We start from the raw sequence: 25,748 nt of genomic DNA on the forward strand, positions 1-25,748 counted from the left end.
TCTCGGGTTAACCCGACCCGATTCCGGTCGATGCCCTCTTTGTGGGCCTGCGCACAAAGACTCATCGAGCGATTACCCTTGCGACGAGCTTTTCCACCCTCGTCATCCTGTTCTGCTGCCCTGCCAGTCGGGCGGAATCCCTCGAGGTCAAAGGTGTCGTCTACGAGAATGTCGTTGTCCGATCGACCTCACCCTCCCACCTGACGGTCAGTCATGACAAGGGGATCTCCCAGATCGCCCTCTCCGACCTTCCACCGGAATGGCAGGAACGCCTGGACTACGATCCCGCGGTCGCCGCCCGCCATCAGGCCAAGATCGCCGCCCAGGCCCGGCAGGCGATCCTCGAACGGAAGCCTGTCCGGCCCGCGACACCTGAGACCCCGGCCGGATACACCCGCCTGAGCCTCAAGATTGATTTCCGCGAAGACAAGCCACCCGCAATTACCCGTGCCAAAGATCAGGGCCACCGGCCGGTCAATGACATCTATGCCATGGTGACCGCCCTCGAATACGCCTATTCGATGAAAAGCCAGGTGCCCACACCCCTCTCCGAGGAATTTGTCCTCTGGGCCCTCTCCCGCACCTCCCCGGAGATCAAATTCGGCGAGGGTTTCCACTTCACGGAAATCATCAGGGCCGTCCAGATCCACGGCGTCTGCCGGGAGGACCTTTTCGCCAACCGGACCGACCGACCCGTCACCGCAGTCGAAGAACCGTCCCTCGCCGCGGTCAACGACGCCGCCCAACGCAGGAATCTTCAGGCCATCCTCATCCAGACCGGGGAACAATCGCTGGCCCAGATCCTCTTCAACCTCAATCAAAACCGCCCGGTCGTCGTCGCCCTGCGCTGGCCCAATGCCAATACCTTCCGCCAGAACGCCACCCTCCGGGCCCAGGTTCCGCTGGAGAAATCCGCCCACGTCGTCACGCTGATCGGCTACCAACCCGATCCGTCCGATCCCGACGCTGTCCTTCTGCTTTTCAGGAACTCCTTCGGCCCGCATTGGGGCGCGGCCGGCCATGGCTTCATTGCTCTCGACTACCTGAAGCGACACCTCCTGGGGGCATTTGCGGTCGACCTCTACTAGTGGACTGACGCGGATCAACTGATGGGTATCAGGTATCCACGAGAGTGTGTAGGAGAGGCTTTACGCCTCGATCCAGAGCCGGTCTGGACAAGAATCGAGGCGTAAGCCTCTCCTGCCCAACCCGTCAGATCATGCGTGTCTGACCACTAGAGGCCTCCGGGCACGCCCGGCGATCGCGCCCTGCACGGGAGTCCTACAGACCGGGTTTGGTCTGGAAACTGAAAACAAAACGTAGCAAACTACGGTTTGTTTATGTTCTGAAACCCTACGGTCTATGCCACGTTTGGTTTCGAAAGAGATATGCCCATCCCCTCGACGGCGGGTCCGGAGGCCCTCGCCCTACCGTTCACAGAGCATCCGTGGTCGGGCTGGACGTCCCGGGCCAGCCGCCAGCGCTTGCCCGGCCAACACAGTAGCTACGGTTGGTTTCAGAACGCAAAACAAAACGTAGCATAGACCGTAGGGTTTTCGACTCGAAAACAAACTGTAGCACCCTACGGTTTGTTTCAGCTTTTCTTTTCCCGTCCGCGATCCCGCCTGACCTGCTGGCTGATGAGGCGGGCGACGAGGACCCCGATGAAGAGCTGGCCGATGATCGCCTCGAGGGCCGCCAGGTTGCGGGCCGTCGGCTTCAGCGGCGTGATATCGCCGTAACCGAGCGTGCTCAGGGTCACCAGGCTGAAATAGGAGAAATGCGATTGCTGCAGGCGCGGTGAAGCGAGTCCCTCGAGTCCGCCATAGGCCAGGCGGCCGCTGGAAAACGACCCGGGGTCCACATTCTCGACAAGCATGAAGAGGTCCGTCCAACCCAGGCCCATCAGGAGGTAGGCGCAGATGGCCGCCGAGAGGACATTCCCATCGATGACCTCGGCCCGGTAGACATAGGTGAGGATTCCGACCACCATCAGGGTATAGAACGCACACCCCAGCGCACTTGAGAGGATCACCCACTCGATCCGGCCGGAGAGCTCGGCCGTCCAGAGGGCGACCAGACCGATCACGACAAGGATCCAGGAAATCCATCGCATCAGACGACTCTCTCTCAAGGCCGTCACGGCCGAGATGAAAACCGCCGTCGCACACAGTCCAAGGATGACCCCGTTTCCGACGATGGGGGCGAGTGCCAGCCAGACGAGAAGAAACACCAGGAGCATTTCAAAGCGCCATTCAAAGCGGGATCCTTTGGTTCCGGGAAAGTGTGTCATGGAGCCGAACCCTGAAGATGAATCGACAGCGCTTCAATCCCCGTCTGCCCCCATCCCTTTCGGCAGGGATCGTTTTCAGCAGTTTGCCTTCATCCAGGTCCCCGGGCCATTGACAGGAGTGGTCCGCTTGATCAGAAACTCTATCCCTATGGAGCCCATCAAATACCTCCTCCCCGATGATGCCATTCCGACTGCATGGTACAACCTGCAGGCCGACTTTCCGGAGCCCCTTCCCCCGGTTCTGCATCCGGGAACCGGGCAACCCATCGGGCCGGACGACCTCGCCCCCCTCTTTGCCAATGAGCTGATTGCCCAGGAGGTCTCGACCGAGCGCTGGATTGAGATCCCGGACGAGGTGCGCCAGATCCTCGCCCAATGGCGCTGCACCCCGCTCTACCGGGCGCGCCGCCTCGAGAAGGCCCTCAAGACCCCGGCCAGGATCTACTACAAATGGGAAGGGGTCAGCCCAAGCGGTTCCCACAAGCCGAATACCGCCGTCCCCCAGGCTTACTACAATATGAAGCAGGGCGTGAAGCGGATCTCGACCGAAACCGGCGCCGGCCAGTGGGGTTCGTCCCTGGCCATGGCCTGCCAGATCTTCGGCCTCGAGTGTCTCGTCTACATGGTGAAGGTCAGCTTCAATCAAAAGCCCTACCGGCGCGCCCTGATGGAAGCCTACGGCGCCCGTTGTGTGGCCAGTCCGAGCAGCGAGACCGACGCCGGCCGCAAGATACTCCAGGATGATCCGGACTGCCGGGGTTCACTGGGCATCGCCATCTCCGAAGCCGTCGAGGTCGCGGCCAAGAACGAAGATACCAAGTACTGCCTCGGCAGCGTCCTCAATCACGTCCTCGTGCACCAGTCCGTCATCGGACTCGAGGCACAGAAGCAACTCGAGATGGCGGGCGACTACCCCGACATCATCGTGGGGTGCACGGGCGGCGGGTCCAACTTCGCCGGCATCGCCTTTCCCTTCATCGGCAAGAAACTGCGCGACGGCGGCAAGCTCAAGGTCGTCGCGGTCGAACCCTCCGCCTGTCCCTCGCTGACCAAAGGTCCGCTCCGCTATGACTTCGGGGACACCGCCCATCTGACTCCCCTGGTCAAGATGAACACCCTGGGCAGCACCTTCGTGCCCCCCGGCTTCCACAGCGGCGGCCTGCGCTACCACGGGATGGCCCCCATGGTCAGCCACGCCCTCAAGCTCGGCCTCTGCGAGGCCCGGGCCTTCAATCAGCTCGAGACCTTCGCGGCAGGTATCCAGTTCGCCAAGGCGGAGGGCATCATTCCGGCGCCCGAAGCCAACCACGCGGTGGTCGGCGCCATCCGGGAAGCCGAAAAGTGTCGTGAATCCGGCGAGGCCAAAACCATTCTCTTCAATCTCTGCGGTCACGGCCATTTCGACATGCAGGCCTACATCGATTACCACGCGGGCAAGCTGCAGGACTACGATTACCCGGAAGAGGAAATCGCCATGGCCCTGGCCGGCCTCCCGCACTTCGGCAACGAATAGGAACAGGGCGGGCTATCCCAAACAGACTGTAGCCACTTCGCTGTGTCGAAGTGACACCGGTCTGGTTGCGGTAGCCACACCGCTACAACGGCGTGGCTACATAGACCGAACCGGTCTCAATGCCGACAGGTGTCGTTGCGGGGGTCGTAAAGCCGGATCCCGATGAATCGGTGGGCGACCGGGTCCAGACGGACCAGTTCCGGGTTATCCCGGGCCCGCTCCAGCCGCGTTTCCACCCCGCCGCGCCGGTAGGTCAGGCTGGCGTCCGGATAGTCAACCAGGATGCGCCGCAACTCATGCCAGCTGATGAGCTGCCCCACATCCCGGATACCGCACAGCCACTCGCTGGACGAATCGATGATTTCGACCAGATCGTCCTGTCTCGCCTTCCCCGGCCACCTCGGGATGAGAAAATGATTCGAGACCCCACCCTCCGTGCGCAGATTGCTGTACATGGTGAAGGTCCCCAGATTCTTGCTCCCGAGATAGGGCGCCGCGCAATTGGCCAATTGGATGGCGACAAGCAGTCCGAAAGCGATCCCCACCACGAGTGGGGTCCCCCTTTCCGGCCCCGGCCGCCAGAGCGGGAATCGGAACGAGGGCGTTTTCATCGCGTAATGAAGAAAGAGCGGCCCCAGCACGAGGGTGGCCACGGCAAGGAGGATCCAGTTGCGGTTGTCCAGAAGCGATGCCTTGCCCGACCATTGGGCCACCGCGAGGACAAAGGCGGCCACGATGAAGAGCGCGGTGCGTTTGGCCACGAGCGGACGGATCAGGCGCCCGGGAAGCCGCCCTGCGTCCGCAAAGACCCGCGACGCGGTCGGCTGGGGAAAGAAGAGGAAGACCAGAGCGAGCAGCACCAGGGTGAAATCAATCGCGGTGGCCGACGGACTGAACGACATGATGAAGTGAAAGACCACCACGACCACGATACCGGTCCGGCGCCCCCCGGGCACGAACAGGAGGACCGGGATGAGCAGCTCGAGCCCGGCGATCCCATAAGGCAGAACGGCTTCAACCCCAGCCGGGAGCGACCCCGGCGCCACTCCCAGAGCGGCGAGGGCTTTGTAGGCCATGCCCACCGCGCAACTCGTCTCAACCGCAAAGAAGCCGGAGTTGAGTTTGGCCAGGGCCGCCGCCCCATAGGAAAGCAGCACGGTCAGCCGGATATAGCGCACGGGAAGCGGCCAACCGCCGCAGGCGCCTCCCCGGCGCCGGACCCAATCCACGGCCAGGGCGGCCAGGATGCCCAGGTTGACGAAGGCCATCATGTGGGCGTGGTTCCCTATCCACGGCATCGTCGTCCAGAAATACACCAGGTAGGTCGTCGCCAGCATTCCGAGGCGCAGTCGGGAGGAGGGCCGGTCGAGGACAAGGACCGCGGCGATGATCAGGAGCCAGACGGCGTGCTCGTTCGGTCTCGTCTTGCGCAGGACATGGGCGAGCGTCCCGATCGCCCAGAGCAGGTTGAAGAGGATGGCCTGGTTGCCTTGATCCCTCCACCCCGGACCGCCCGTTGACGCATCGGATCCGGCCGCAGGGTCTGATCGTGGGGTTCCTGACATCGACCCCCACCATGGCCGATCCCCTCGCGAGGTCGACGCAAAAGCAGACGCTCAGCCGGCCACGGCTTCGGCCTCCCGGGCGCGTCTCCGTTCCTCTTCCTTGCGGAGCAATTCGCGCTGCGCGGCCACCCGCGGCGGGATGATCTCGCAGCGGGGAGCCACCGGCACGAAGTCATAACTCTCCCGGCCAATTCCGCGAAGGACGGCCTTTTCTATCGGCGAGGTGACACTCCCGTCCGTCCGGTTGAAGACCATCGGCTCCGCCAGACGGATACAAGGATTCGTCATGAACCGTGCGACCTGGCTGTGGTTCCGGCTTGAGGCGTGGAGCATATAGGGATGCAGGAGGAAGACATCCCCGGCTTTTCCGGTCACTTCCCGGAAATCCCGACATTGCCGGATGAGGGCCTTTTCACCCCTTGGAAAACCAAAGGGATGAACGCCCTCCGGATGTTCCGCCAGGAACCGGGCCACCACGCCGATCGAATCGGGTGCGATAAAAGTCCCCCCGCCCTTTTCGCCGACATCGGAATAATAGACGACGATCAGGAGGCCCTGCTCCGGGCTGTCCATGAAATGGAGGAAGAAATCTCCGTCCTTGTGCCACCCCTCCGCGTCCGGCCCGGGAGGCACCCAGGGCTTGTCGCGACCCCAGCCGAAATTCAGAACGAAACCGTTTCCGAAACTCGGGTTGCCGGCCAGCCGTTCCTCACCTCCCGCGAGTTCACACATGGCGGTCCAGACATTCGGGGCGAATTCCCGGACCGCCCGGCTCTCCGTATTGGGCATATGCACCTTGTCCACGGGCCAGCTCGCGAGGTCATCCGGATCCAGCCCGTTGCGCGCCCAGCTCTCCTCAACCCACCGATGGGCCACTGAACCCGGGGACACCTCTATACTGGAGGGCAGGTGAAGGAATCCGTACTGGATGAAGTGTTCAATCTGTTCGTCTGTCAGCAAAGTACTCATGGGATCGTCTCTCTGGGGGAACTGAAGAAGGGGTGGAAAGAAACTGCACACGAGTCTGACCGATCCGGAACGCCTGTCGATGCGTTTGCCTCTGAAAACGTTCACACTGTAGACCCGAATGGAACTCAGTTGAGCCGATTCCCAGGCTCCGAAGGTTCGATTCTTGCTCGTTCGTTTGTCAGTTGTAGCCGCCCCAGTCTCTTGGGGCGCTTGAGCGTGTAATCGCGGCAAGAGACTGCCGCAGCGACAACCCACGATTCCTCCTGAACACCGCTCATCTTGGTGCCATCCACAGCGGACCCGACCCACTCTTGGGTTGCCGGAGGCAGGTGCCATTCGCTATCACTCTTCCGGCCCCTCCGGCCAACGACTCCCTTCCACCTCCATCCATGCCCCAGATCCGTGTCGAGAACCTGGTCAAGACTTACCGGGTGGCGGAGCGCAACCCCGGCCTTCGGGGCGCCCTGACCGGCCTTTTCCGGCGGCGCCACCGGAAAGTCGAGGCCCTGGTCGGTATCAGTTTCCAACTCGAGGCCGGCGAACTGGTCGGCTATATCGGCCCCAACGGCGCCGGCAAATCGACCACCGTGAAAATAATGTCGGGGATCCTCGTTCCCGATTCCGGTCTCTGCGAGATCAATGGCTGTGTGCCCTGGCGGGACCGCCGCCATTATGTCGCGGGCATCGGCGTGGTCTTCGGCCAACGTACCCAGCTCTGGTGGGATCTGCCGGTCATCGAGTCCTTCGAGCTGCTCCGCGATATCTACCGGGTCCCGTCCGATCGTTACCGTCAGCGGATCGATGAACTCATCGGGATGCTCGATCTGACTCCGATCCTCGATGTCCCCGTCCGGCAGTTGAGCCTGGGACAACGCATGCGCTGCGATCTGGCCGCCTCCCTTCTTCACCGTCCACCCATTCTTTTTCTCGATGAACCGACGATCGGACTCGACGCGGTCTCGAAACTGGCGGTCCGGGAATTCGTCCGGCGGATCAACCGCGAGGACGGCACTACCGTCATCCTGACGACTCATGACATGGATGATATCGAGGCCCTCTGCCGCCGGATCATCGTGATCGGCGCCGGGCGCATTCTCTCCGACGGCACCCTCGACCAGCTTCGCGAACGGGTGACCCGCGAACGGTGGCTGATCGTCGACCTCGAAACCGACCGGGATCCTCCAGAACTGGCACGGACTCGGCTGATCCGCCACGAAGGGCGCCGGGTCGTCTACGGTTTTGACCCCGAGAGCATTTCCGCCGCCCGGGTCATCGCCGCCGTCTCCAGCCAGACCGCGGTCAGGGACATTTTCGTGGAAAACCCGCCGATCGAGCTGATCATCGCGCGACTTTACGAGCAGAACGCGCCATGAAGCCCTTTTTCGCCATTATCAGCGCCCGCTTCCGCCTGCTGCTGCAATACCGCGCCGCCGCCGTGGCCGGATTGATCACGCAGATCATCTTCGGCCTGATCATCACGATGGTCTTTCAGGCCTTCTACCGGTCGGGCGATCTGAAGAATCCACCGATGACCCTGGCCGAAGTCGTGACTTATGTCTGGCTGGGGCAGGCCCTGCTCGGAATTCTGCCGTGGAACGGAGATCCTGAAATCCGGGCCCTCGTCCGCTCCGGCGGTGTGGCCTATGAAACCCTTCGTCCGGTCAACCTCTATGTCTATTGGTTTGCCCGGGCCATCGCCCTGCGGACTGCCCCCACTCTGCTGCGGGCCGTCCCCATGGTCATCCTCGCCCTGACCTTCTTCGGCATGCGTCCACCGGAGAGCCTGCCGGCCGGATGCGGATTCCTTCTTGTCATGGTCGGAACGATCGCTCTGAGCTGCGCCATCACCGTCCTGGTCGGCATCTCACTCATGTGGACCATCAGCGGAGAGGGCCAGATCCAGCTCCTGCCGGCCGTCGTCACCCTTTTTTCCGGAATGCTCGTGCCCATTCCCCTCTTCCCCGAATGGGCCCGACCCATCGTGGAATGGCTCCCGTTCAAAGGATTGGTCGACGCACCCTACCGGGTCTATCTGGGGCATATCCCGCTCGAGGATATCGGCGGGGTCATCCTTCACCAGTGGATCTGGGTCGGCCTGCTCGTGATTGGCGGCACCGCCCTCATGCACCGGGGACTGCGAAAACTGACCATCCAGGGTGGCTGAACCATGAGCGAACTCGGTCTCTATCTCCGCTACCTGGCGATCAGCCTGCGCTCGCAGATGCAGTATCGGGTCTCCTTCCTCCTGCAGACGACCGGCCATCTCCTCGTGACCGGGATCGAATTCCTCGGTATCTGGATCCTTTTCGACCGCTTCGATCGGTTGCATGACTGGACCCTGCCCGAGGTCGCGGTCTTCTACGGATTCGTCAATGTCGCCTTTTCCTTTGCCGACGCCTTTGCCCGGGGCTTCGACCTTTTTGGGAACACTGTAAGAATGGGAGATTTCGATCGGATCCTTCTGCGGCCTCGCTCGACCGTCGCTCAACTCGCCGGGCAGGAACTGACCCTCAAACGCGTCGGGCGTTTCATCCAGGGTGCGATCGTCCTGTCCTGGGGGGTTCACACCCTGGGACTTCCGCCGACCCCCGAACGGATCGCACTTTCCCTTCTCGTGATCGGCGGAACGGTCGCCCTCTTCATCGGGCTCGTCATCATCCAGGCCACCATCGCCTTCTGGACCGTCGAAACACTCGAATTCATGAACAGCTTCACCTACGGCGGTGTCCACGCCGCCCAGTATCCACTCAGCATCTACGGCCCCTGGCTCCGGCGCTTCTTCACCCTCGTCGTTCCCCTCGCCGCCACCGCCTATTACCCCGTCGTCGCATTTCTCGGCCGAACCGATCCCCTCCACTCCCCCGCCTGGCTCCCCTGGATCAGTCCGCTCGCCGGTTTCGCCTTCCTCGGCCTCTCCCTCTGCCTCTGGGGCATCGGGGTCCGCCATTACACCTCGACCGGAAGCTGATTCCCGATCAGTCCTGCCATCCGGTAGAGCCATCCGGCAAAGCCCAGGCCCGGCGAAATCCACCTTTATCGGCGCCATCTGAGCGGTTGCCGCCGATGAGCCGATGGGAGCATCCGAGCACAGAGGTCACCGGGATCAATCCGGCGCGCCCAGCGGTCGCGCCCTACCGCCTGAGCATTTGGTAGGGACGGACCGCCGGGCCGTCCGAGGAAGCGTCAACCGGGTCGCGTACCGATCGCAAACCCGTCCGAAATTTGGTTGCCTCCCTCCCCGGCTCGTCCTGATGCTTCGGGTTGGCGCCCGTCCCTCGTCGCAGTCCCCCTCCTTCATGTCGAAAACCACACTCGTCACCGGATCATCCGGCCTGATCGGCTCGGAGGTCTGCACCCACTTTGCCGCGCGGGGCTGGCGGATCCATGGCGTCGACAACAACCAGCGCGCCACCTTTTTCGGACCCGCCGGCGACACCCGCTGGAATCAGCAGCGCCTCGAATCCACGCTTCCCGGGTTTCAACATCACGAACTCGACATCCGGGACCGGGCTGCCGTCCTCGAGACCGTCGCTTCGCTCAAGCCGGACCTCATCGTCCATACCGCCGCCCAACCCTCCCACGACCGGGCCGCCGCCATCCCCTTCGACGACTTCGACACCAATGCGGTCGGCACCCTCAACCTGCTCGAGGCGGCGCGCCGCACCAACCTCGAGAAGCCATTCGTCTTCCTCTCGACCAACAAAGTCTACGGCGACGCCCCCAACCGGATCGCCCTGCGCGAGCTTGAGACCCGCTGGGATTACGCCGATCCCGCCTTCGAGCACGGCATCCCGGAAGACTTCGGCATCGACCAGTGCCTGCATTCCCTCTTCGGCGCCTCCAAGGCGTCGGCCGACCTCATGGTCCAGGAATACGGCCGCTACTTCGGCCTGCCCACCTGCTGCCTGCGGGGCGGCTGCCTGACCGGCCCCAACCATTCCGGGGTCGAGTTGCACGGCTTCCTCAGCTACCTCGTGAAGTGCAATCTGGAGGGACGTGAGTATACAATTTTTGGATACAAAGGCAAGCAGGTCCGCGACAATATCCACGCGGCCGACGTGGCCGCCTTCATCGAGGCCTTCAGCGCGGCGCCCCGTTGCGGGGAGGTCTACAATATCGGAGGCGGACGGGAGAATTCCTGCTCCATCCTCGAAGCCTTCGACATCGCCCGGTCGCTGACCGGACGCGAGCAGGTCTACCGGTATGTCGACCAGGCCCGCAAGGGCGACCATATCTGCTACTACAGCGACCTGCGCAAAATGCGCGCCCACTTTCCCGGCTGGGACATCCGTCATTCCCTGAAGGATACCTTTGCCCAGATCGTCGATGCCTGGCAGCGCCGAAAGAAGAGCGAATGAAGATCCTCATCACCGGAATCTGCGGTTTCGCCGGCAGTGAAATCGCCCTCGGCCTGGGGGATGCCCTCGAAGGGGTCACGGTGATCGGGCTCGACAACCTGAGCCGTCCCGGAAGCCACGAACACCGCACCCGCCTCCGGCTCGCCGGCCTGACCGTTCACCACGGTGACGTCCGCTCCCCGTCCGACCTCGAGAACCTCCCGGCCTGTGACTGGGTCATCGACGCTTCGGCCAATCCCAGCGTCCTGGCCGGCCTGGGCGGCCCCGGTGGCACCACCAGCCGCCAGGTGGTCGAACACAACCTGCTCGGCACGGTCAATCTGCTCGAAACGTGCCGACGGTGGCAGGCCGGATTCGTGCTCCTGAGCACCAGCCGGGTCTATTCCATCCGCGCACTCGGGGCGCTTCCGCTCGAGGAATCCGCTGACGCCTTCGCGCTCACCCGGTGCCCACTCGACGGCGGCGGATACAGTCCGGCCGGAATCGCCGAGACTTTCCCGACCACCGCTCCCGTTTCCCTCTACGGAGCCACCAAGCTGGCCTCGGAGACGCTCGCCCTCGAGTATGGATCCTCCTATGGATTTCCGGTCTGGATCAACCGTTGCGGGGTTCTGGCCGGTGCCGGACAATTCGGTCGGCCCGATCAGGGGATTTTCTCCTTCTGGATCCACTCCTGGAAGCAGAAACGCCCCCTGCGCTATATCGGTTTCGGGGGCCGGGGCCATCAGGTGCGCGATTGCCTCCATCCGCGGGATCTTCTGACTGCGCTCACCCGCCAGATGAGGGAACCCGCGCCCTCCGCAAGTCCCTCCATCATCAACCTGTCCGGCGGCCTCGCCTCAGCCCGCTCACTCTGCCAGGTGAGCACTTGGTGCGCCGGGCGTTTCGGGCCCCACGAGGTAGGCGCACAGCCCGAAGATCGGCCCAACGACATCCCCTGGGTCGTCCTGGACCACACCTTGGCCACCCGCACCTGGGACTGGAGGCCATCGATTCCAGTCGAAACCATCTTTGAGGAAATCGCCCGGCAGGCGGAAGCCCGACCGGACTGGCTGGATCTCTCATCGGGATGAAAACGCCGAAAAGCCCGTCCGACCCAACCTGATGAAGAGCCCCCGACCAACCGGAGCCCCCCTCTCCCTGCTCTCCATCGTGATTCCGGCCCGCGACGAGGAGGGCTGCCTGGGGGCCATGATCGAGCACCTCCACGTCGAGTTGAAACTCCGGGGAGTCCCGCACGAGATCGTGGTGGTCGACGACGGCAGCACCGACCGTACCTGGTCTATCCTTGCGGAAGTCGAGTCGCGTATTCCCAACGTGGTGCCGATTCAGAACCAGCCGCCACACGGTTTCGGCCGCGCCGTCATCCGGGGACTCGATGTATCCACCGGCGATGCCGTCGTCATCATGATGGCCGATGAGTCCGACGACTGCCGCGACGCGGTCCGCTACTGGGAACTGCTCAATGAGGGTTGGGACTGCGTTTTCGGGAGTCGCTTCATGCGCGGCGGAGGAGTCATCGATTACCCGAAATTCAAACTCCTGCTCAACCGGATCTCCAATTTCGTCATACGGATCGCCTTCAATACCGAACTGAACGACACAACCAACGCCTTCAAGGCCTACCGCCGGACCGTGATCGACGGATGCCGCCCCCTGATCGCCCCCCATTTCAACCTGACGGTCGAACTCCCGCTCAAGGCCATGGTCCGAGGGTTCAGCTGGACGACCATGCCGATCACCTGGCGAAACCGTCGGACGGGCGTTCCCAAACTCAAGCTCAAGGAGATGGGAAGCCGCTACATCTTCATCTGCGCCTACCTCTGGCTCGAGAAATACTTCAGTCGAGGCGACTACCGGCAGGAACCACGCGAATCCGCCGTTTCCGCGGACTCGGGATCCACATCCGACCCCGCATCAAAGGCTTGAGCCTTCCCGGGGATTGCCTGAAGTTGCAGCGATGATTCTTCTACTCGGGGGCTCAGGCTACGTCGGACAGGCCTTCCAACACTTCCTGCAGGATCAGGGGATTGCCTTCACCTCGCTCTCCCGCTCCTCGGTCGACTACACCCGTCGCGAAATCCTCCTTTCCACCCTTCGCTCCGGCAAACCCGACTTCCTCATCAACTGTGCCGGATACACCGGCAAGCCCAATGTCGACGCCTGCGAGGACGACAAGGCCGCCTGCCTTTTCGGCAATGCCGTCCTGCCCGGCATCATCGCCGAAGCCTGCCGTGAGACCGGCACGCCCTGGGGACAGGTCTCGTCGGGCTGCATTTACAATCATCGGCGTGCCGACGGAGCCGGCTTTACCGAGACCGATGCACCCAACTTCTCCTTTCGCACCAACAACTGCAGTTTCTACAGCGGAACCAAGGCACTCGGAGAGGAAATCCTCGCCGGCGATGACAATTGCTACGTCTGGCGACTCCGCATCCCCTTCAATGAGGTCGACTCGCCCCGCAACTACCTGACCAAGCTGATGCGCTACGATCGCCTGCTCAAGGCGGATAATTCGCTTTCGCAACTCGACGAGTTTGTCCGCGCCTGTTGGGAATGCTGGGCCCGACGGGTGCCGGCCGGGGTCTACAATATGACCAATCCCGGGCATGTCACCACTGAGGAGGTGGTCGACCTGATCCGTGCGAGCGGCGTCTGTGACAAGACCTTCAGCTTCTTTGACGATGAATCCGAATTCATGCAGAAGGCTGCCCGCACCCCCCGCTCCAATTGTGTTCTCGACACCTCGAAGCTCGCCGCCACCGGTATCCGGATGACTGAAGTCCACCAAGCCGTCGAGCAGGCACTGAAGAACTGGCGTACCGCCTGACCGCCGCCCCCGGCCACCGCCTTCCGACCGCCATGGCCACCCCCAACCCGTCTTCCGAGAAGTCGTTTCCGACGAACAGTCCGCTCATCTTCCTTTCCGCCGGGCATACGGCCCACGCCCGGGAAAACACCGGGATCCAGCGGGTGACGCGGTCTCTGGCCCGGGAACTCCAGGAGTCCGGCCTGCAAATCGAGTTGATCGAATGGGTGCCTTCAAAGCGTCGGTTCGTCATCCTCGACGACACTGCCCGACGCAATCTGGCCCGCGACGGGGGTCCGCCCTTCACCCCCCTCAACGACCTCCTCAACCGCGTCCTCCCCGACCTGACGGGCTCCGTGTCCGGAGCGACCTTCGAAGGCGGGAGGTCTTCCACCGCATTCCCGTCGCTTGGAGATGAACGGATTCATCAATTTGAGCAGATCGTCCAGTCGATCCGTCACCCGATTCCCGCCGTTCCTCGGCTGATCGATCACCTGCCGATTCCGCGCTCCGGCCGGCGAAGCCTGCGCCGAGGTCTCCGGCGGGTGATCAACTTCGCCGTGCAGGTCAGGGACCGGCGGCGAATCCGACGCTATACCCGTGAACTCGTCGCCCTCCGTCGGCTCTACGACCGGATGACCCGGCAGATCGTGCGCCTCACGCAACTGCAGAAGGATCGGGCGTTCAATCTCGCCGCCATGGAACGCGACGCCTGGCGCTACAAGCAGACACGGGACTCCCTTGCGAGAGCGCAGGACGAAGCCGCCGGTTCCCCTGCTCCGCCACAGGACCCAAAGGAGTCTTCGATGATTCCACCGGGCACCGGGATTCACCGGCCCCCGGCCAACCAAGGGGAACTCTACTCGCTGGCCATGCGACTTGATTCCGGACGCTTCAACCCCCCGAAAGGATCCTGGATCGTCGTCCCCGAGTTGATGAAACCGGATGAGATGAAAGGCGTGGTTCGCTACTGCCGCCGCCGGCACCTGAAACTCGCCGTCATTTTCCACGACGCCATCGCGGTCACCCATCCCGAACTCGTGTCCGAATCAATCCGCCAGGGGCACGCCGACTACATGCGCCACCTCTGCCGGGCCGACCGGATCCTCGCTGTTTCACGCCAATCCGCCGAGGATCTGGAAGCGTTTGCCCGGGATCGGCAGATCGCCCTGCCCGCCATCTCGATCTGTGCAAACGGGGCCTCCTTTCAAGGAAAACTGGACTTCCAGGATCCGCCCCCCTTTCCTCCGATCCGGGCCATTTGTGTCGGCACAATCGACCCGCGCAAGAATCACCGCACCCTGCTTTCCGCGCTCGAGCGCATCCATCGCGACCATCCCGAGCTTGATCTGCGCTTCACCCTCATCGGCAATGCCTATTCGGGGGCCGAAGATCTGGTCGAGCTGGTCCATGCGGCCACTCGAAGGCTCCCCGGACTCTCCTGGCTCCAGGGCGTCAGCGATGACGCCCTCATCGAGGCCTACCGGTCCGCCCATTTCACCGTCTTCCCCTCGCTCCTCGAAGGATTCGGACTGCCTGTCCTGGAAAGCATCTGGCACGGCCGCCCCTGCATCTGTTCCCATACCGGCGCCACCGCCGAACACGCGACCGGCGGCGGCTGTCTCCCCGTCGATGTCACCGACCCCGAGGCCCTCGCCGGGGCCATCATCCGGTTGGCCGGAGACCATGCCCTGCGTCAACGATTGACGGAGGAGGCGAAATCCCGCCTAGTTCGAACCTGGAAGGATCAGGCCATCGACCTGGTCGAACACCTTCAGCCCGAACGACCGACGGCTCAACCGGAAGTCGCCGAAACCGATTTTCAAAGACCATGAACATTCTCGTTACCGGCGGCTGCGGCTTTATCGGCAGCAACCTTGTCCGCTATCTCCTGACCGCGACCGACGGCGCCGCCACCCGGGTCGTCAACCTCGACCTGCTCACCTATGCCGGGAATCCGACCAGCCTCGCCGACCTCGCAGGTCGTCCCGATTACCGATTCGTCAAGGGCGACATCGGCGATCAGGAACTGGTCGGGCGGTTGCTGAGGGATAACCGGATCGACCTCGTCCTCAACCTCGCCGCCGAGTCCCACGTCGACCGGTCGATCGATTCACCCGAGCCCTTCATCCGGACCAACGTAACCGGCACCCTCGGGCTGCTGGAGGCCGTCCGCCACTACCTCAGGGACCTCGACCCCGCCGCCCGCGAGGCCTTTCGCCTCCTCCATGTCTCGACCGACGAGGTCTACGGTTCCCTCGGACCTGACGATCCCTCTTTCTGTGAGACCACTGCCTACGCGCCGAACAGCCCCTACGCGGCCTCGAAGGCTTCGGCCGATCACCTCGTCCGGGCCTACCACCACACCTACGGCCTTCCCTTCCTCACCACGAACTGCTCGAACAACTACGGCCCCTACCAGTTCCCCGAGAAACTGATCCCGCTGATGATCCTCAACGCGCTCGAGGGCAAACCCCTGCCCGTCTACGGCGACGGGGCCAATGTCCGCGACTGGCTCTACGTCGGAGACCACTGCAGCGCCCTCTGGCTGGTCGCCCGCCAAGGCCGGCCCGGCCAGACCTACAACATCGGCGGCGCCTGCGAACACCCCAATATCACAATTGTGAATACGCTCTGCCGGCTGCTCGATCAGCGCCGGCCACGTCCGGAGGGGCCCTACACCGACCTTATCAAGTACGTGAAGGACCGGCCGGGCCACGACCGGCGTTACGCCGTCGATTTCGGCAAACTCCACCGGGAACTCGGCTGGGCGCCCACCCGCACCCTCGAGACCGGGTTGGCCGAGACTGTCGACTGGTATCTGGGTCACCAGGAATGGTGTGCGGATATAAGCGAGAATCGCTACCAGCGCCAGCGTCTCGGCACTGACTGAGGAACGATGGTTGATCCCCCACGCAATCCCCCTTTCCTCCCGCCGTCCCTTTCATGATGAAACCCCGCAAAGGAATTGTTCTTGCCGGGGGGTCGGGCACCCGCCTCTACCCCCTCACCATCGCGGTCAGCAAGCAGCTGATGCCAGTCTACGACAAGCCGATGATCTACTACCCGATCTCGGTCCTCATGCTGGCCGATATCCGTGAGATCCTCATTATCTCGACCCCGGATGACCTTCCCCTCTTTCAACGCCTTCTCGGGGACGGGTCACAGTTCGGTCTCGCCTTTTCCTATGCCGAGCAACCGCGGCCCGAAGGCCTCGCCCAGGCATTTCACATCGGCGAGGCCTTTCTCGACGGAGCGGCTGCCGCCCTCGTCCTCGGCGACAATCTCTTCTACGGCCACGATTTCGAGTCCGCCCTCCAGGCCGCCTCCCGACACGAGTCCGGAGCGACCATCTTCGGCTATCATGTGTCGAATCCCCGCCAATACGGCGTCGTTTCCTTCGACCGCGACGGCCGGGCGGTTTCCCTCGAGGAAAAGCCCACCCATCCCAAATCCAACTACGCGGTGCCGGGACTTTACTTCTACGATGCGACCGTGACCGAAAAGGCCCGGAACCTGAAACCCTCGGCGCGGGGCGAACTGGAGATCACCGATCTGAACCGCCTCTACCTCGAAGCCGGAAACCTCCGGGTCGAACGATTCGGCCGGGGCATCGCCTGGCTTGACACCGGAACCCATGACTCCCTGACCGATGCCGCCAATTTCGTTCAGGTCATCGAGAACCGGCAGGGGCTCAAGATCGCCTGTCTCGAGGAAATCGCTTTTGACCGGAAGTGGATCGATGCCGACGTCCTCAGCGCCCAGGTGCGACGGCACGGCAAATCAAGCTACGGCGAATACCTCGGCAACCTGCTCAACCGCGGCGGCTCCTGACCCGCGCTTTTTCCGATCTTGAACATCCTCTTCGCCAACTACGGCGATTTCGCCACCAACAGTCTCAACCATATCGCCGGCTTCGCCAACGAGTTGTGCCGGCTCGGGCACGATTGCCTGGTCGCCGTCCCGAAGAATACCGATTCTGTCCGATTACTGCCGGATCCCCTCTTCGTTCCCGCCGGTTTCGACCATGTCCTCCGGGTGCCCAACCACTTTCCCGATTCCCGGCCGGCCGACCTGATCCATGCCTGGACTCCCCGCGAAGGCGTCCGCCTTTTTGTCGAGGCCTATCAGAGACAATATTCTGCTCCGGTCGTCGTTCACCTCGAGGACAATGAGGAGCGGCTGCTCGAGACCTATTACCGCATGAGTTTTGAGGAGCTTCGCCACCGGGTGCCGGCCGAGCTCAACCCCATCTGGACCCGTGACCTGAGCCATCCCAACCGGTTCCGGTCCTTCATTCATCTGGCCGACGGGGCCACCCTGATCACCTCCGCACTCGCCGACTTCCTTGCTCCGGAAACGCCGCGGATCACCCTGAACCCGCCCGTCGACCTCGATTTCTTCGCGCCCCGCCCACCCGATGCACGGTTGCGGCAGAAACTCGGCATCGCCCCCGGTGAAAAGGTCATCGTCTACCATGGATCGGTGACCAGCGCCAACCGGGGCGATCTCCGCAAACTCTACCTCGCGGTCGCCCTACTCAACCGCGATGGCATCCCCACCCGCCTGATCCGGACCGGCTACAATGATCCGGGTTTTGTCGGATCATTCGGCTACGATACCGGGAGCCAGGTGATCGACCTGGGCTTTGTCGACCGACGCGAACTCCCGCCGCTTCTCGCCCTTGCCGATGTCCTCGTCCAGCCCGGATCGGACGATTCCTTCAATCACTACCGACTCCCGAGCAAGATACCGGAGTTTCTCGCCTCCGGACGTCCGGTCATCGTTCCCGCGACCAACCTCGGACTGCAGCTGGTCCATGAGGAGGACGCCCTCCTTCTCCGGACCGGCAGCCCGCTCGAGATCGCCGCAGCCTGTCGCCGCGTTTTTTCGGAGCCCGATCTGGCGGCCCGTCTCTCCGGCAACGCCGTGGCGAGAGCCCGGGAGTCCTTTGACCCGGAAAGTGCGGCCGCCGCCCTCGCTGGCTTCTACGAAGCGATCATCCGCAAGCGCGATGCGTCCCCGTGGAAGTCTCTCAAAGGAACCGGTCGCGATCAATTCCACCTTCTCGCCGCAACCGCCTCCGACGCGGCCAGACGACTCGAAACCGGAGGAACGGCCGGCCAAACGGAAATCCTGAAGGAGCTGGCCCATGCCATCGAGGTGGAACGCGAAGATTGGAAGAAGTCCTGCGTCCGGCTTGAATCGGCAAAGGCAAATCTGGAGCAGGTCATCCAGGATCTGACCCAGGGACGCGAAGCCGATCGGCGGGTGATTGAAACCCAGGAAGAACGCATCCTCCTGCTTGGAAAACAGGTGGACGATCTTGATGGACAAGCCCGCGAACTGACCGCCGACCGGGACAATGTCCGCCGGGACGCCGCCGAAGCCCACCGCCTCGGCCGGGAGTGCAGGGAAACCCTCGTCGCCCTGCGCGAGGATCTCATCGCCGCCCGAAAGGAAATCGATCGCCTGGTGGAGCGGGATGCCCGGGTCCGGGCCACCCTGTCATGGCGGATAACCGGCCCGCTTCGCTGGCTCCGGCGACACTTCATCGATCCCTTCACCCGCCGCAAGGGTTGATCATGACCGAGCCCGCTCCGATCGACCCTTTCGCTCCCTACCGCAAGTGGGTGGTCGAGCATGATGAGTGGTCCCCGAAGCGCCAGGGGGACAGTCTGGATCAACTGGCGCAAATGAGGGACCGTCCCCTCATCTCCGTCCTCCTTCCTGTTTACAATCCGCCTACCCGGTTCCTCGAGAAGGCCATCGATTCGGTCCGCAATCAGGTCTACCCCAATTGGGAACTCTGCCTTGCCGACGATGCCTCGACCGATCCCGCAATCCGCGGTGTGATCGAAGATCGGGCCGCGATGGATTCACGAATCCATGTTGTCTACCGGCCACGTAACGGACACATCAGCCGCGCGTCCAACAGCGCCCTCGATCTGGCCAACGGCAGCCATGTCGCCCTTCTCGACCACGACGATGAACTTGCCCCGGACGCTCTTCTCCGGGTCGCCGGGGTGATCGCGGATCACCCCGAAACCGCTGTCATCTACACCGACGAAGACAAGATCGACGAAGAGGGGAACCGTTATGAGGCCTATTTCAAGCCTGACTGGAATCCCGACCTCTTCAACGGCCAGAACCTGATCAGCCATCTCGGCGTTTACCGCCGAGACTGGGTTGAGCGGGTCGGTCGTTTCCGCCCGGGCCTCGAGGGATCCCAGGACTGGGATCTGGCTCTCCGCATCATCGAGCGGATCCACCCCGAACAGATCCGGCATATCGACCGCGTGCTCTACCATTGGCGGGCGATCATGGGGTCGACGGCGCTGGAAATGACCGAGAAAACCTATGCCCTCCATGCCGCCCGGCGGGCCCTGGGCGAGCACCTCGCGCGGACCGGCGTCCAGGGAGAACTCATCCCCGTCCCCGGGGGACACTGGCGTACCCGCTATCCCCTGACATCCATCCCCCTCGTTTCCCTGGTCATCCCGACCCGAAATGCGGGCCGCCTGCTCGAGGCATGCCTCTCCAGCATCCGGGAGAAGACCACCTACCCAGAATACGAAGTCGTCCTGGTCGACCACAATTCCGACGAGGAACGGGCACTTAAGATCCTGGCCGAGGCCCGAGCCGGCTGCACCCGGGTCGTCCGGATGGACGGTCCCTTCAACTTCTCTGCCCTGGTCAATCGCGGAGTGGCCGAAGCCCGCGGGGAATTGGTCTGCCTTCTCAACAACGACATCACGGTCATCACCCCGGACTGGCTGGAGGAAATGGTCAGTCACGCCCTGCGCCCCGGTGTCGGCCCCGTCGGAGCCATGCTCTACTACCCCGACGACACCATCCAGCATGCCGGGGTCGTTCTCGGGGTGGGAGGCGTGGCCAGCCATGCCCACAAGGGATTCGCCCGCGGTTCCGAAGGCATGCTCAACCGCGCCCGTCTCGTCCAGAACTACAGCGCCGTGACCGGAGCCACCCTGCTTGTCCGCCGCGACCTCTACCAGGCGGTCGGTGGATTCGATGAGGTCGACCTGCCGGTCGCCTTTGACGACGTCGATTTCTGCCTGCGCCTCCGGGAACGGGGCTACCGGACCGTCTGGACTCCATTCGCCGAGTTCATTCACCATGAATCCGCCTCCCGCGGGGATGACCTCCGACCGGACCGGGTCGACGCCTTCGCCCGCGAAGTCGCCGTGATGGAGAAACGCTGGGGGCATCTCCTCTACCGGGATCCGGCCTACAATCGCAACCTGACCTTGCGCAAGGATGACTTTTCTCTCGCGGACTTCCCGAGAAGCGGTGAACGATTCGAATAACCCAACGCGTGGAAGCCACACCCAGAATCACTTTCATCATTCCGGTGTTCAACGGTCTCGAGCTGACCCGTGAATGCCTGCGGACCCTGTCCGAGACCGCGCTTGGTCGGGATCGCGAGATCATCATCGTCGACGACGGAAGCAGCGATGGCACGCGGGAATTTCTGACGACAATCGATCGCCCCGACACCCGGATTATTCTCAACGAGAAGAACCTCGGCTATGCCGGTGCCAACAATGCCGCCGGGCGGATCGCTCGAGGTGAGTTTCTCTGCCTGATCAACAATGATCTCGTCTTCGAACCGGGTTGGCTGGAACCGATGCTCGACGCGTTCGCGCAGGATCCCGAAGTCGGCATTGTCGGCAATATCCAAACCGCCTTCGCCACCGGCGCCCTCGATCATGCCGGCATCTTCATCGCTCTCGACGGCAAACCCCATCACCTGCGAAAAGCCGGCCTGACCCGTAGATGGTGCACCACCACCTCGGTCGCGGCCGTGACCGGCGCCTGCCTGATGATCCGGCGGTCGGATTTTCTGGAGCTCGGCGGTTTTGATGAGCAGTTCGTCAATGGAGCCGAGGATGTCGACCTCTGCTTCCAGATGACGGCGCGGAATCGGCGCATCGTGGTTGCCAACCGGAGCCGCATCCGCCACCACGTCGGTGCCTCCCGGCTCCCGGGAATACAGGATGAGGAGAACTGCCGTCGTCTTTTTGCCAAGTGGCCCGACCACCTCGCCCGACTCGGGGCCCAAAAATGGCCCGCTCACCACCTGGATTCGGTTTTCCACAGAAGAGTCCGGTTCCGACCCGGTCTTTTCCTGACCGCACTTGCTCAGGCCATGGGTCTGCGATCCGAGCCCGGAAAGGAGAGCCTGGCCCTCGTCCGTCAGAAAATGGGGGTCACCGAGGATCATTGGCAGGTACAACTGGGCGGCGGTGTCGGACGCGACAAACCTTCCCTCCTCCGGGAGTTTCAGTACGAGGGATTCCACTCCTCAGAGGTCGAGGGAGCCACCTGGATCAAGGAAAACGCCCGGGTCACCCTTCCGGCCGGCATTCCCGTCGGCAGCATGTATGTCCGCGGCCTGGTTCTTCCCGCTCCCACCGGCGTGAAACAGGCCCGGGGCCGCCTCGGAATCCGCCTCATCATGGATGACACCTCGATCGCCACCCTGCGATCGATCCCGACCGGGCCATTCATCGCCGAGGTCGAGAGGGAATTTCTGGACGAAGATTCGTCCTCCGTTCTGGAAATCCAGCTCATCGGGACAGGGTGGAGCAACGCCCTCGCCTATTTCGGGCGCGTGACCGCAACCTGGCCCCTGCCCGCCCGGCTCCATGAGACTCTTCAGGGATTTCGACCGCAACCCCTCAACCAACGGCTTCAGATCACCCGCATCGGTGTGAACGGTGAGGACGTCCTCGACTTCGCCAGGCCGAATTCCCCGTTCGTCTACGACTTTGCCCAGCGCCATACCCAACTGGGAATCAACCTGGTGGGCTGGTTCGCAGGAGAACTCGGGGTCGGCGAATCCGTCCGCTGCGCCGCCAAGGCCATCGACGCCGCCAAGATCCCTCACGCCCTCGTCGATTGCCGGCTCAATTGCCTCGCCGCCCAGGGGGACACCACTTACCGGTCCCGTATCCAGGGAGACAATCCCTATCCGATCAACATCTTCCATATCGATGCTCCGCAGTCGGCGGATATCGACCACCACCACGGGCCGGATTTCCGCAGCAATCGCTACAACATCGCCTACTGGGCCTGGGAACTCCCCGAATTTCCCGATGGGTGGATACGCTATTTCAAGTTCTTCGACGAGGTCTGGACACCGAGCCGCTTCACCTCCGAAGCGATCGGCCGGAAATCGCCGCTGCCCGTCCTGACGATGCCGCACGTCATCGATTTCGCTAAGCCGGCCGGTGGTTCACGGCATCGAATGGGCCTTCCGGAGGATCGCTTCCTTTTCCTGATGATGTACGACCTGAACAGCTATCAGGAGCGCAAAAACCCTCGGGCGGTTATCGAGGCCTACACCCGTGCCTTCAATTCCGGGGCCGAAGACGTCGGCCTGGTGGTGAAAGTCCACGGCCTCAAGGGCAACGAAGCCGCCTTCGCCGAACTCACGGAGGCCGTCGCCCCACTCTCCGGTGTCCACCTGATCGCCGAAACCCTCGCCCGCGCTTCCGTTTACGACTTGATCGCCGCCTGCGATTGTTTTGTCTCCCTCCACCGTTCCGAGGGGTTCGGGCTCGGAGTGGCCGAAGCCATGTTTCTGGAGAAGCCCGTCATCTCGACCGACTGGTCGGCCACCGCCGAGTTTGTCAATCCCGGCAACGGCTGTCCCGTCAACTTCCGCCTGATCGAACTCGAGCGCTCCATCGGCCCCTACGGCAAGGGCCAGATCTGGGCCGATCCCGACATCGATCACGCCGCCGGGTTCATGCGCCAGGTCGCCGCCAATCCCATCCTGTGCCGGGAACTCGGATACAACGCCCGTCAGACCATCCTCCGGTTGTTCGCGCCGCAGGTTATCGGCGGCCTTTACGAGCAGCGGCTTCGCGCCATCACTCTGTGGTAGGCTCGGCTGGGCCGAGCAGATTCAGTTCGATCTGCTCGATCCGGTAAAGGATCATGCGTTCATCCTGCCAGGAGGCCGCCACCGGCGCGGTCGGACTCTCGAAAGTGATCACCGACCGCCCCGGCGGAAGCTCGACCGGCAGGTCAATGATCTGCGTCTCCCTGGCCAGGTGCCCGGACCAGAGCGTTTCTCCCCCGACCGCCACCGTCAGGTCACAGGACTCACGGGCCCGCAAGGCCAACGACAAGACCCCTCTCTCCGTCCGATCCAGCTTGTTCTCCACCAGGACCGTCGCCTCGCCCGGAGACCAGCGCCATTGCCTTCGACCCTTGCTTTCCAAGGGGAACCACTCGGGGCCGAAGTTCATGCTCCAGTCGGCATGACTGTCCAGCATGGCATCGGCCTCCACCCCGGTCACCACTGCCATTCGGCTCAGATGGGGCGCCGCCAAGGCCGAGGTTGCGGCCACCACCGAGATATTGCCGATCAGAAGGAGGGGAAGCCAGCGCCGCCCCCGCGGAACGGCCAGATTGAAGGCCAGGCTCAGGGGCAGGAGTACCCGGATTGTCGCCATCGGGTATCCGGCCCAGACGGCCGGTCCAAGAACCATGCCGAGGAGACAGGTGGCCAGGCCCAATCGCCACGCCCTCTCCCCGATCCGCCATCGAAAGAGGAAGAAACCCATCTGAACCGTCACACTGAGCATCATGGCCACGCGATTGACCCAGACCCGCGAGGTCCAGTCGTCCCAGAGAAAGGTGTCGCGCCAGGCCCCGAACAACCCGAAGAACGGCCAGGCGAAGTTGCGGGCGCCCAGGCTCCGGTCCGTATCCAGAATCATCCCACGCGTGGAGACGTAAAGCAGCCAGCACCCGATCGGCAGCACGATGATCAGACCGAGAAGGAGCAGGTGGGACACCCGCCATTTCCGCCAATCCGTCTCAGGCGGCAGGACGGCCGCGGCGAGGACACTGGTCTCCCGGGTGAGGGTGGCCAGGGCCAGGGCAACGGCTCCGCCGGTCATCCGGCTGCGCTCGGCCAGGGCAAGGCCGAGCGCGATCAGCAGCAGGGCCGGCCCATCCGGCAGCGCATTGCGGATGCTGTAGAGAAGACCCGCTCCGAACAGGACGCCGAACCACCGGATCCAACCCTCCGGGTCACCCGGTCGAAACCAGCGAAGCACCAGCAGGGCCAGTCCCAGCCAGGCCACCACATTGATCAGTGAAAATGCCTGGAGGATCCAGAAGGGTCGCCCCAGGCCCGCAACATGGGCAAGTGCCGGCATCAGCATCCGCCGCGTGCGGTAACTGAAGTTGTCGACCGCGTGGGGAAGATTCCGGTCCCGGAGCAGGGGATCCATCGCGACCTGGGCATAAAACTGCCCGTCGTAGCCCGCCGAGTTCTCGAGGATGAAATGGGGCGTGTTCCTGATCTGGGGCATCGCCCTGCCGGCAAACTGGGAGCCGAAGGAGATCAACTGGGTCAGTCCTTTTCCCGGCAGGGCAAAACCCGCGACGGAAAGCAGGAGAAAAACGACGGCGGCGGCCTGGGATCCGACAAGAAGGACGGCCAGGAGTTGACGCGGAAAGGGGGGCTTGGAGAAAATCATCGCGGCCTACGACGCAGGAAGGGCGAATACTTCGCGATGACATAGAGGGCCCGGACCCCGTCCCTCCAGCCGATCTTCTTCCCCTCCGCATAGGTCCGGCCATGGTAGGCGATCCCAACCTCGTAGATGGGAACCCCCATCGCCGCCACTTTGGCGGTCACTTCCGGCTCGAAGCCGAATCGCTTCTCCTCGATCTGAATCGATTGGATGACCTCCCGCCGGAAGACCTTGTAGCCTGTCTCCATGTCCGTGAGGTTGAGGTTCGTCGTCATGCTGGAAAACAGGGTGATGATCCGGTTGCCGACCATATGCCAGAAGTAGAGGACACGGTGCGGCTGCCCGCCCATGAAGCGCGATCCGTAAACGACGTCGGCATGGCCGTCGAGGATCGGCTGAAGAAGGTTCGGATACTCGGCCGGGTTGTACTCCAGATCCGCATCCTGAATCAGCACGATGTCTCCGGTCGCCCGGCTGATCCCGGTGGCAAGGGCGGCGCCCTTCCCCTGGTTCTTTTCGTGAAAGACGACGACATCCACCTGCCGGGCCAACTTGGTCTCGATCAACTCCCGGGTTCCATCCGTCGAACAATCATCGACCAGGATGATCTCCTTGTCTGCCGGCACGGCCTCGAGAACACGACCGAGCAGTACCTCGAGGGTCGAGCGCTCGTTGTAACAGGGAATGATTACCGACAATTTCATCAGACTGGGCAGCCGTGG

The 25,748-nt window shown here is 63.0% G+C and carries 20 protein-coding genes; 15 read left to right on the forward strand and 5 right to left on the reverse strand.

Annotated features, from left to right (window positions below):
• Nucleotides 1-41 precede the first annotated feature (41 nt).
• A complete protein-coding gene (locus R3F07_07620; protein ID MEZ5276230.1) occupies nt 42-1,088 on the forward strand; it encodes a C1 family peptidase in 1,047 nt (348 codons plus the stop codon).
• Between the two features lie 506 nt (nt 1,089-1,594).
• Here the strand turns inward: R3F07_07620 and R3F07_07625 are convergent.
• Entirely contained in the window at nt 1,595-2,293 is a 699-nt protein-coding gene (locus R3F07_07625) for an ion channel (protein MEZ5276231.1), read from the reverse strand.
• Between the two features lie 148 nt (nt 2,294-2,441).
• Between R3F07_07625 and R3F07_07630 the strand changes: the two genes are divergently transcribed.
• The gene (locus tag R3F07_07630; protein ID MEZ5276232.1) at nt 2,442-3,806 is read left to right on the forward strand and encodes a TrpB-like pyridoxal phosphate-dependent enzyme; all 1,365 of its coding nucleotides are present in this window, start codon (nt 2,442-2,444) and stop codon (nt 3,804-3,806) included.
• Between the two features lie 116 nt (nt 3,807-3,922).
• Here the strand turns inward: R3F07_07630 and R3F07_07635 are convergent, their stop codons facing one another.
• Together R3F07_07635 and R3F07_07640 are read right to left on the reverse strand one after the other, a co-directional pair.
• Complete coding sequence (locus tag R3F07_07635; GenBank protein ID MEZ5276233.1) at nt 3,923-5,371, reverse strand: hypothetical protein; 1,449 nt, start codon at nt 5,369-5,371, stop codon at nt 3,923-3,925.
• Nucleotides 5,372-5,422: 51 nt separating this feature from the next.
• Nucleotides 5,423-6,340 (reverse strand): phytanoyl-CoA dioxygenase family protein, encoded by a 918-nt coding sequence (locus R3F07_07640; protein ID MEZ5276234.1) that lies wholly within the window; start codon nt 6,338-6,340, stop codon nt 5,423-5,425.
• Nucleotides 6,341-6,729: 389 nt separating this feature from the next.
• On the opposite strand from R3F07_07640, the gene R3F07_07645 reads away from it, so the two are divergent.
• The 13 genes from R3F07_07645 (at nt 6,730) to R3F07_07705 (ending at nt 23,420) form a co-directional block, all read left to right on the forward strand.
• Entirely contained in the window at nt 6,730-7,713 is a 984-nt protein-coding gene (locus R3F07_07645) for an ABC transporter ATP-binding protein (protein ID MEZ5276235.1), read from the forward strand.
• Nucleotides 7,710-8,504 carry an ABC-2 family transporter protein gene (locus R3F07_07650; protein ID MEZ5276236.1) on the forward strand — a complete coding sequence of 265 codons (795 nt, stop codon included), beginning with the start codon at nt 7,710-7,712 and terminating at the stop codon, nt 8,502-8,504. Before R3F07_07645 ends, R3F07_07650 begins: the two co-directional genes overlap by 4 nt.
• Nucleotides 8,505-8,507: 3 nt before the next feature.
• Entirely contained in the window at nt 8,508-9,308 is an 801-nt protein-coding gene (locus R3F07_07655) for an ABC-2 family transporter protein (protein ID MEZ5276237.1), read from the forward strand.
• 328 nt (nt 9,309-9,636) lie between these two features.
• A complete protein-coding gene (locus tag R3F07_07660; protein ID MEZ5276238.1) occupies nt 9,637-10,698 on the forward strand; it encodes an NAD-dependent epimerase/dehydratase family protein in 1,062 nt (353 codons plus the stop codon).
• Nucleotides 10,695-11,771: an NAD-dependent epimerase/dehydratase family protein gene (locus R3F07_07665; protein ID MEZ5276239.1), complete on the forward strand. Its 1,077-nt coding sequence runs from the start codon at nt 10,695-10,697 to the stop codon at nt 11,769-11,771. The genes R3F07_07660 and R3F07_07665 overlap by 4 nt, the downstream gene beginning before the upstream one ends.
• A gap of 31 nt (nt 11,772-11,802) precedes the next feature.
• Entirely contained in the window at nt 11,803-12,627 is an 825-nt protein-coding gene (locus R3F07_07670; GenBank protein MEZ5276240.1) for a glycosyltransferase family 2 protein, read from the forward strand.
• A gap of 31 nt (nt 12,628-12,658) precedes the next feature.
• On the forward strand, nt 12,659-13,528 hold the full coding sequence (locus R3F07_07675; GenBank protein ID MEZ5276241.1) for a sugar nucleotide-binding protein: 870 nt from the start codon (nt 12,659-12,661) through the stop codon (nt 13,526-13,528).
• Between the two features lie 32 nt (nt 13,529-13,560).
• Complete coding sequence (locus R3F07_07680; protein ID MEZ5276242.1) at nt 13,561-15,342, forward strand: glycosyltransferase family 1 protein; 1,782 nt, start codon at nt 13,561-13,563, stop codon at nt 15,340-15,342.
• Nucleotides 15,339-16,400, forward strand: a complete 1,062-nt coding sequence (gene rfbB / locus R3F07_07685; protein ID MEZ5276243.1) for a dTDP-glucose 4,6-dehydratase — start codon at nt 15,339-15,341, stop codon at nt 16,398-16,400. Before R3F07_07680 ends, rfbB begins: the two co-directional genes overlap by 4 nt.
• Nucleotides 16,401-16,456: 56 nt before the next feature.
• Complete coding sequence (gene rfbA, locus R3F07_07690) at nt 16,457-17,341, forward strand: glucose-1-phosphate thymidylyltransferase RfbA (protein ID MEZ5276244.1); 885 nt, start codon at nt 16,457-16,459, stop codon at nt 17,339-17,341.
• Between the two features lie 18 nt (nt 17,342-17,359).
• Nucleotides 17,360-19,090 carry a glycosyltransferase gene (locus tag R3F07_07695; protein MEZ5276245.1) on the forward strand — a complete coding sequence of 577 codons (1,731 nt, stop codon included), beginning with the start codon at nt 17,360-17,362 and terminating at the stop codon, nt 19,088-19,090.
• Between the two features lie 2 nt (nt 19,091-19,092).
• Complete coding sequence (locus R3F07_07700; GenBank protein ID MEZ5276246.1) at nt 19,093-20,835, forward strand: glycosyltransferase family 2 protein; 1,743 nt, start codon at nt 19,093-19,095, stop codon at nt 20,833-20,835.
• Nucleotides 20,836-20,843: 8 nt separating this feature from the next.
• Complete coding sequence (locus tag R3F07_07705; protein MEZ5276247.1) at nt 20,844-23,420, forward strand: glycosyltransferase; 2,577 nt, start codon at nt 20,844-20,846, stop codon at nt 23,418-23,420.
• Here R3F07_07705 and R3F07_07710 read toward each other — a convergent pair.
• Entirely contained in the window at nt 23,407-25,029 is a 1,623-nt protein-coding gene (locus R3F07_07710; GenBank protein MEZ5276248.1) for a hypothetical protein, read from the reverse strand. The genes R3F07_07705 and R3F07_07710 overlap by 14 nt on opposite strands.
• The gene (locus tag R3F07_07715) at nt 25,026-25,730 is read right to left on the reverse strand and encodes a glycosyltransferase family 2 protein (GenBank protein ID MEZ5276249.1); all 705 of its coding nucleotides are present in this window, start codon (nt 25,728-25,730) and stop codon (nt 25,026-25,028) included. The genes R3F07_07710 and R3F07_07715 overlap by 4 nt, the downstream gene beginning before the upstream one ends.
• Between the last annotated feature and the right edge of the window lie 18 nt (nt 25,731-25,748).

The organism is Opitutaceae bacterium (genome assembly GCA_041395105.1).
Lineage (GTDB): Bacteria > Verrucomicrobiota > Verrucomicrobiia > Opitutales > Opitutaceae > B12-G4.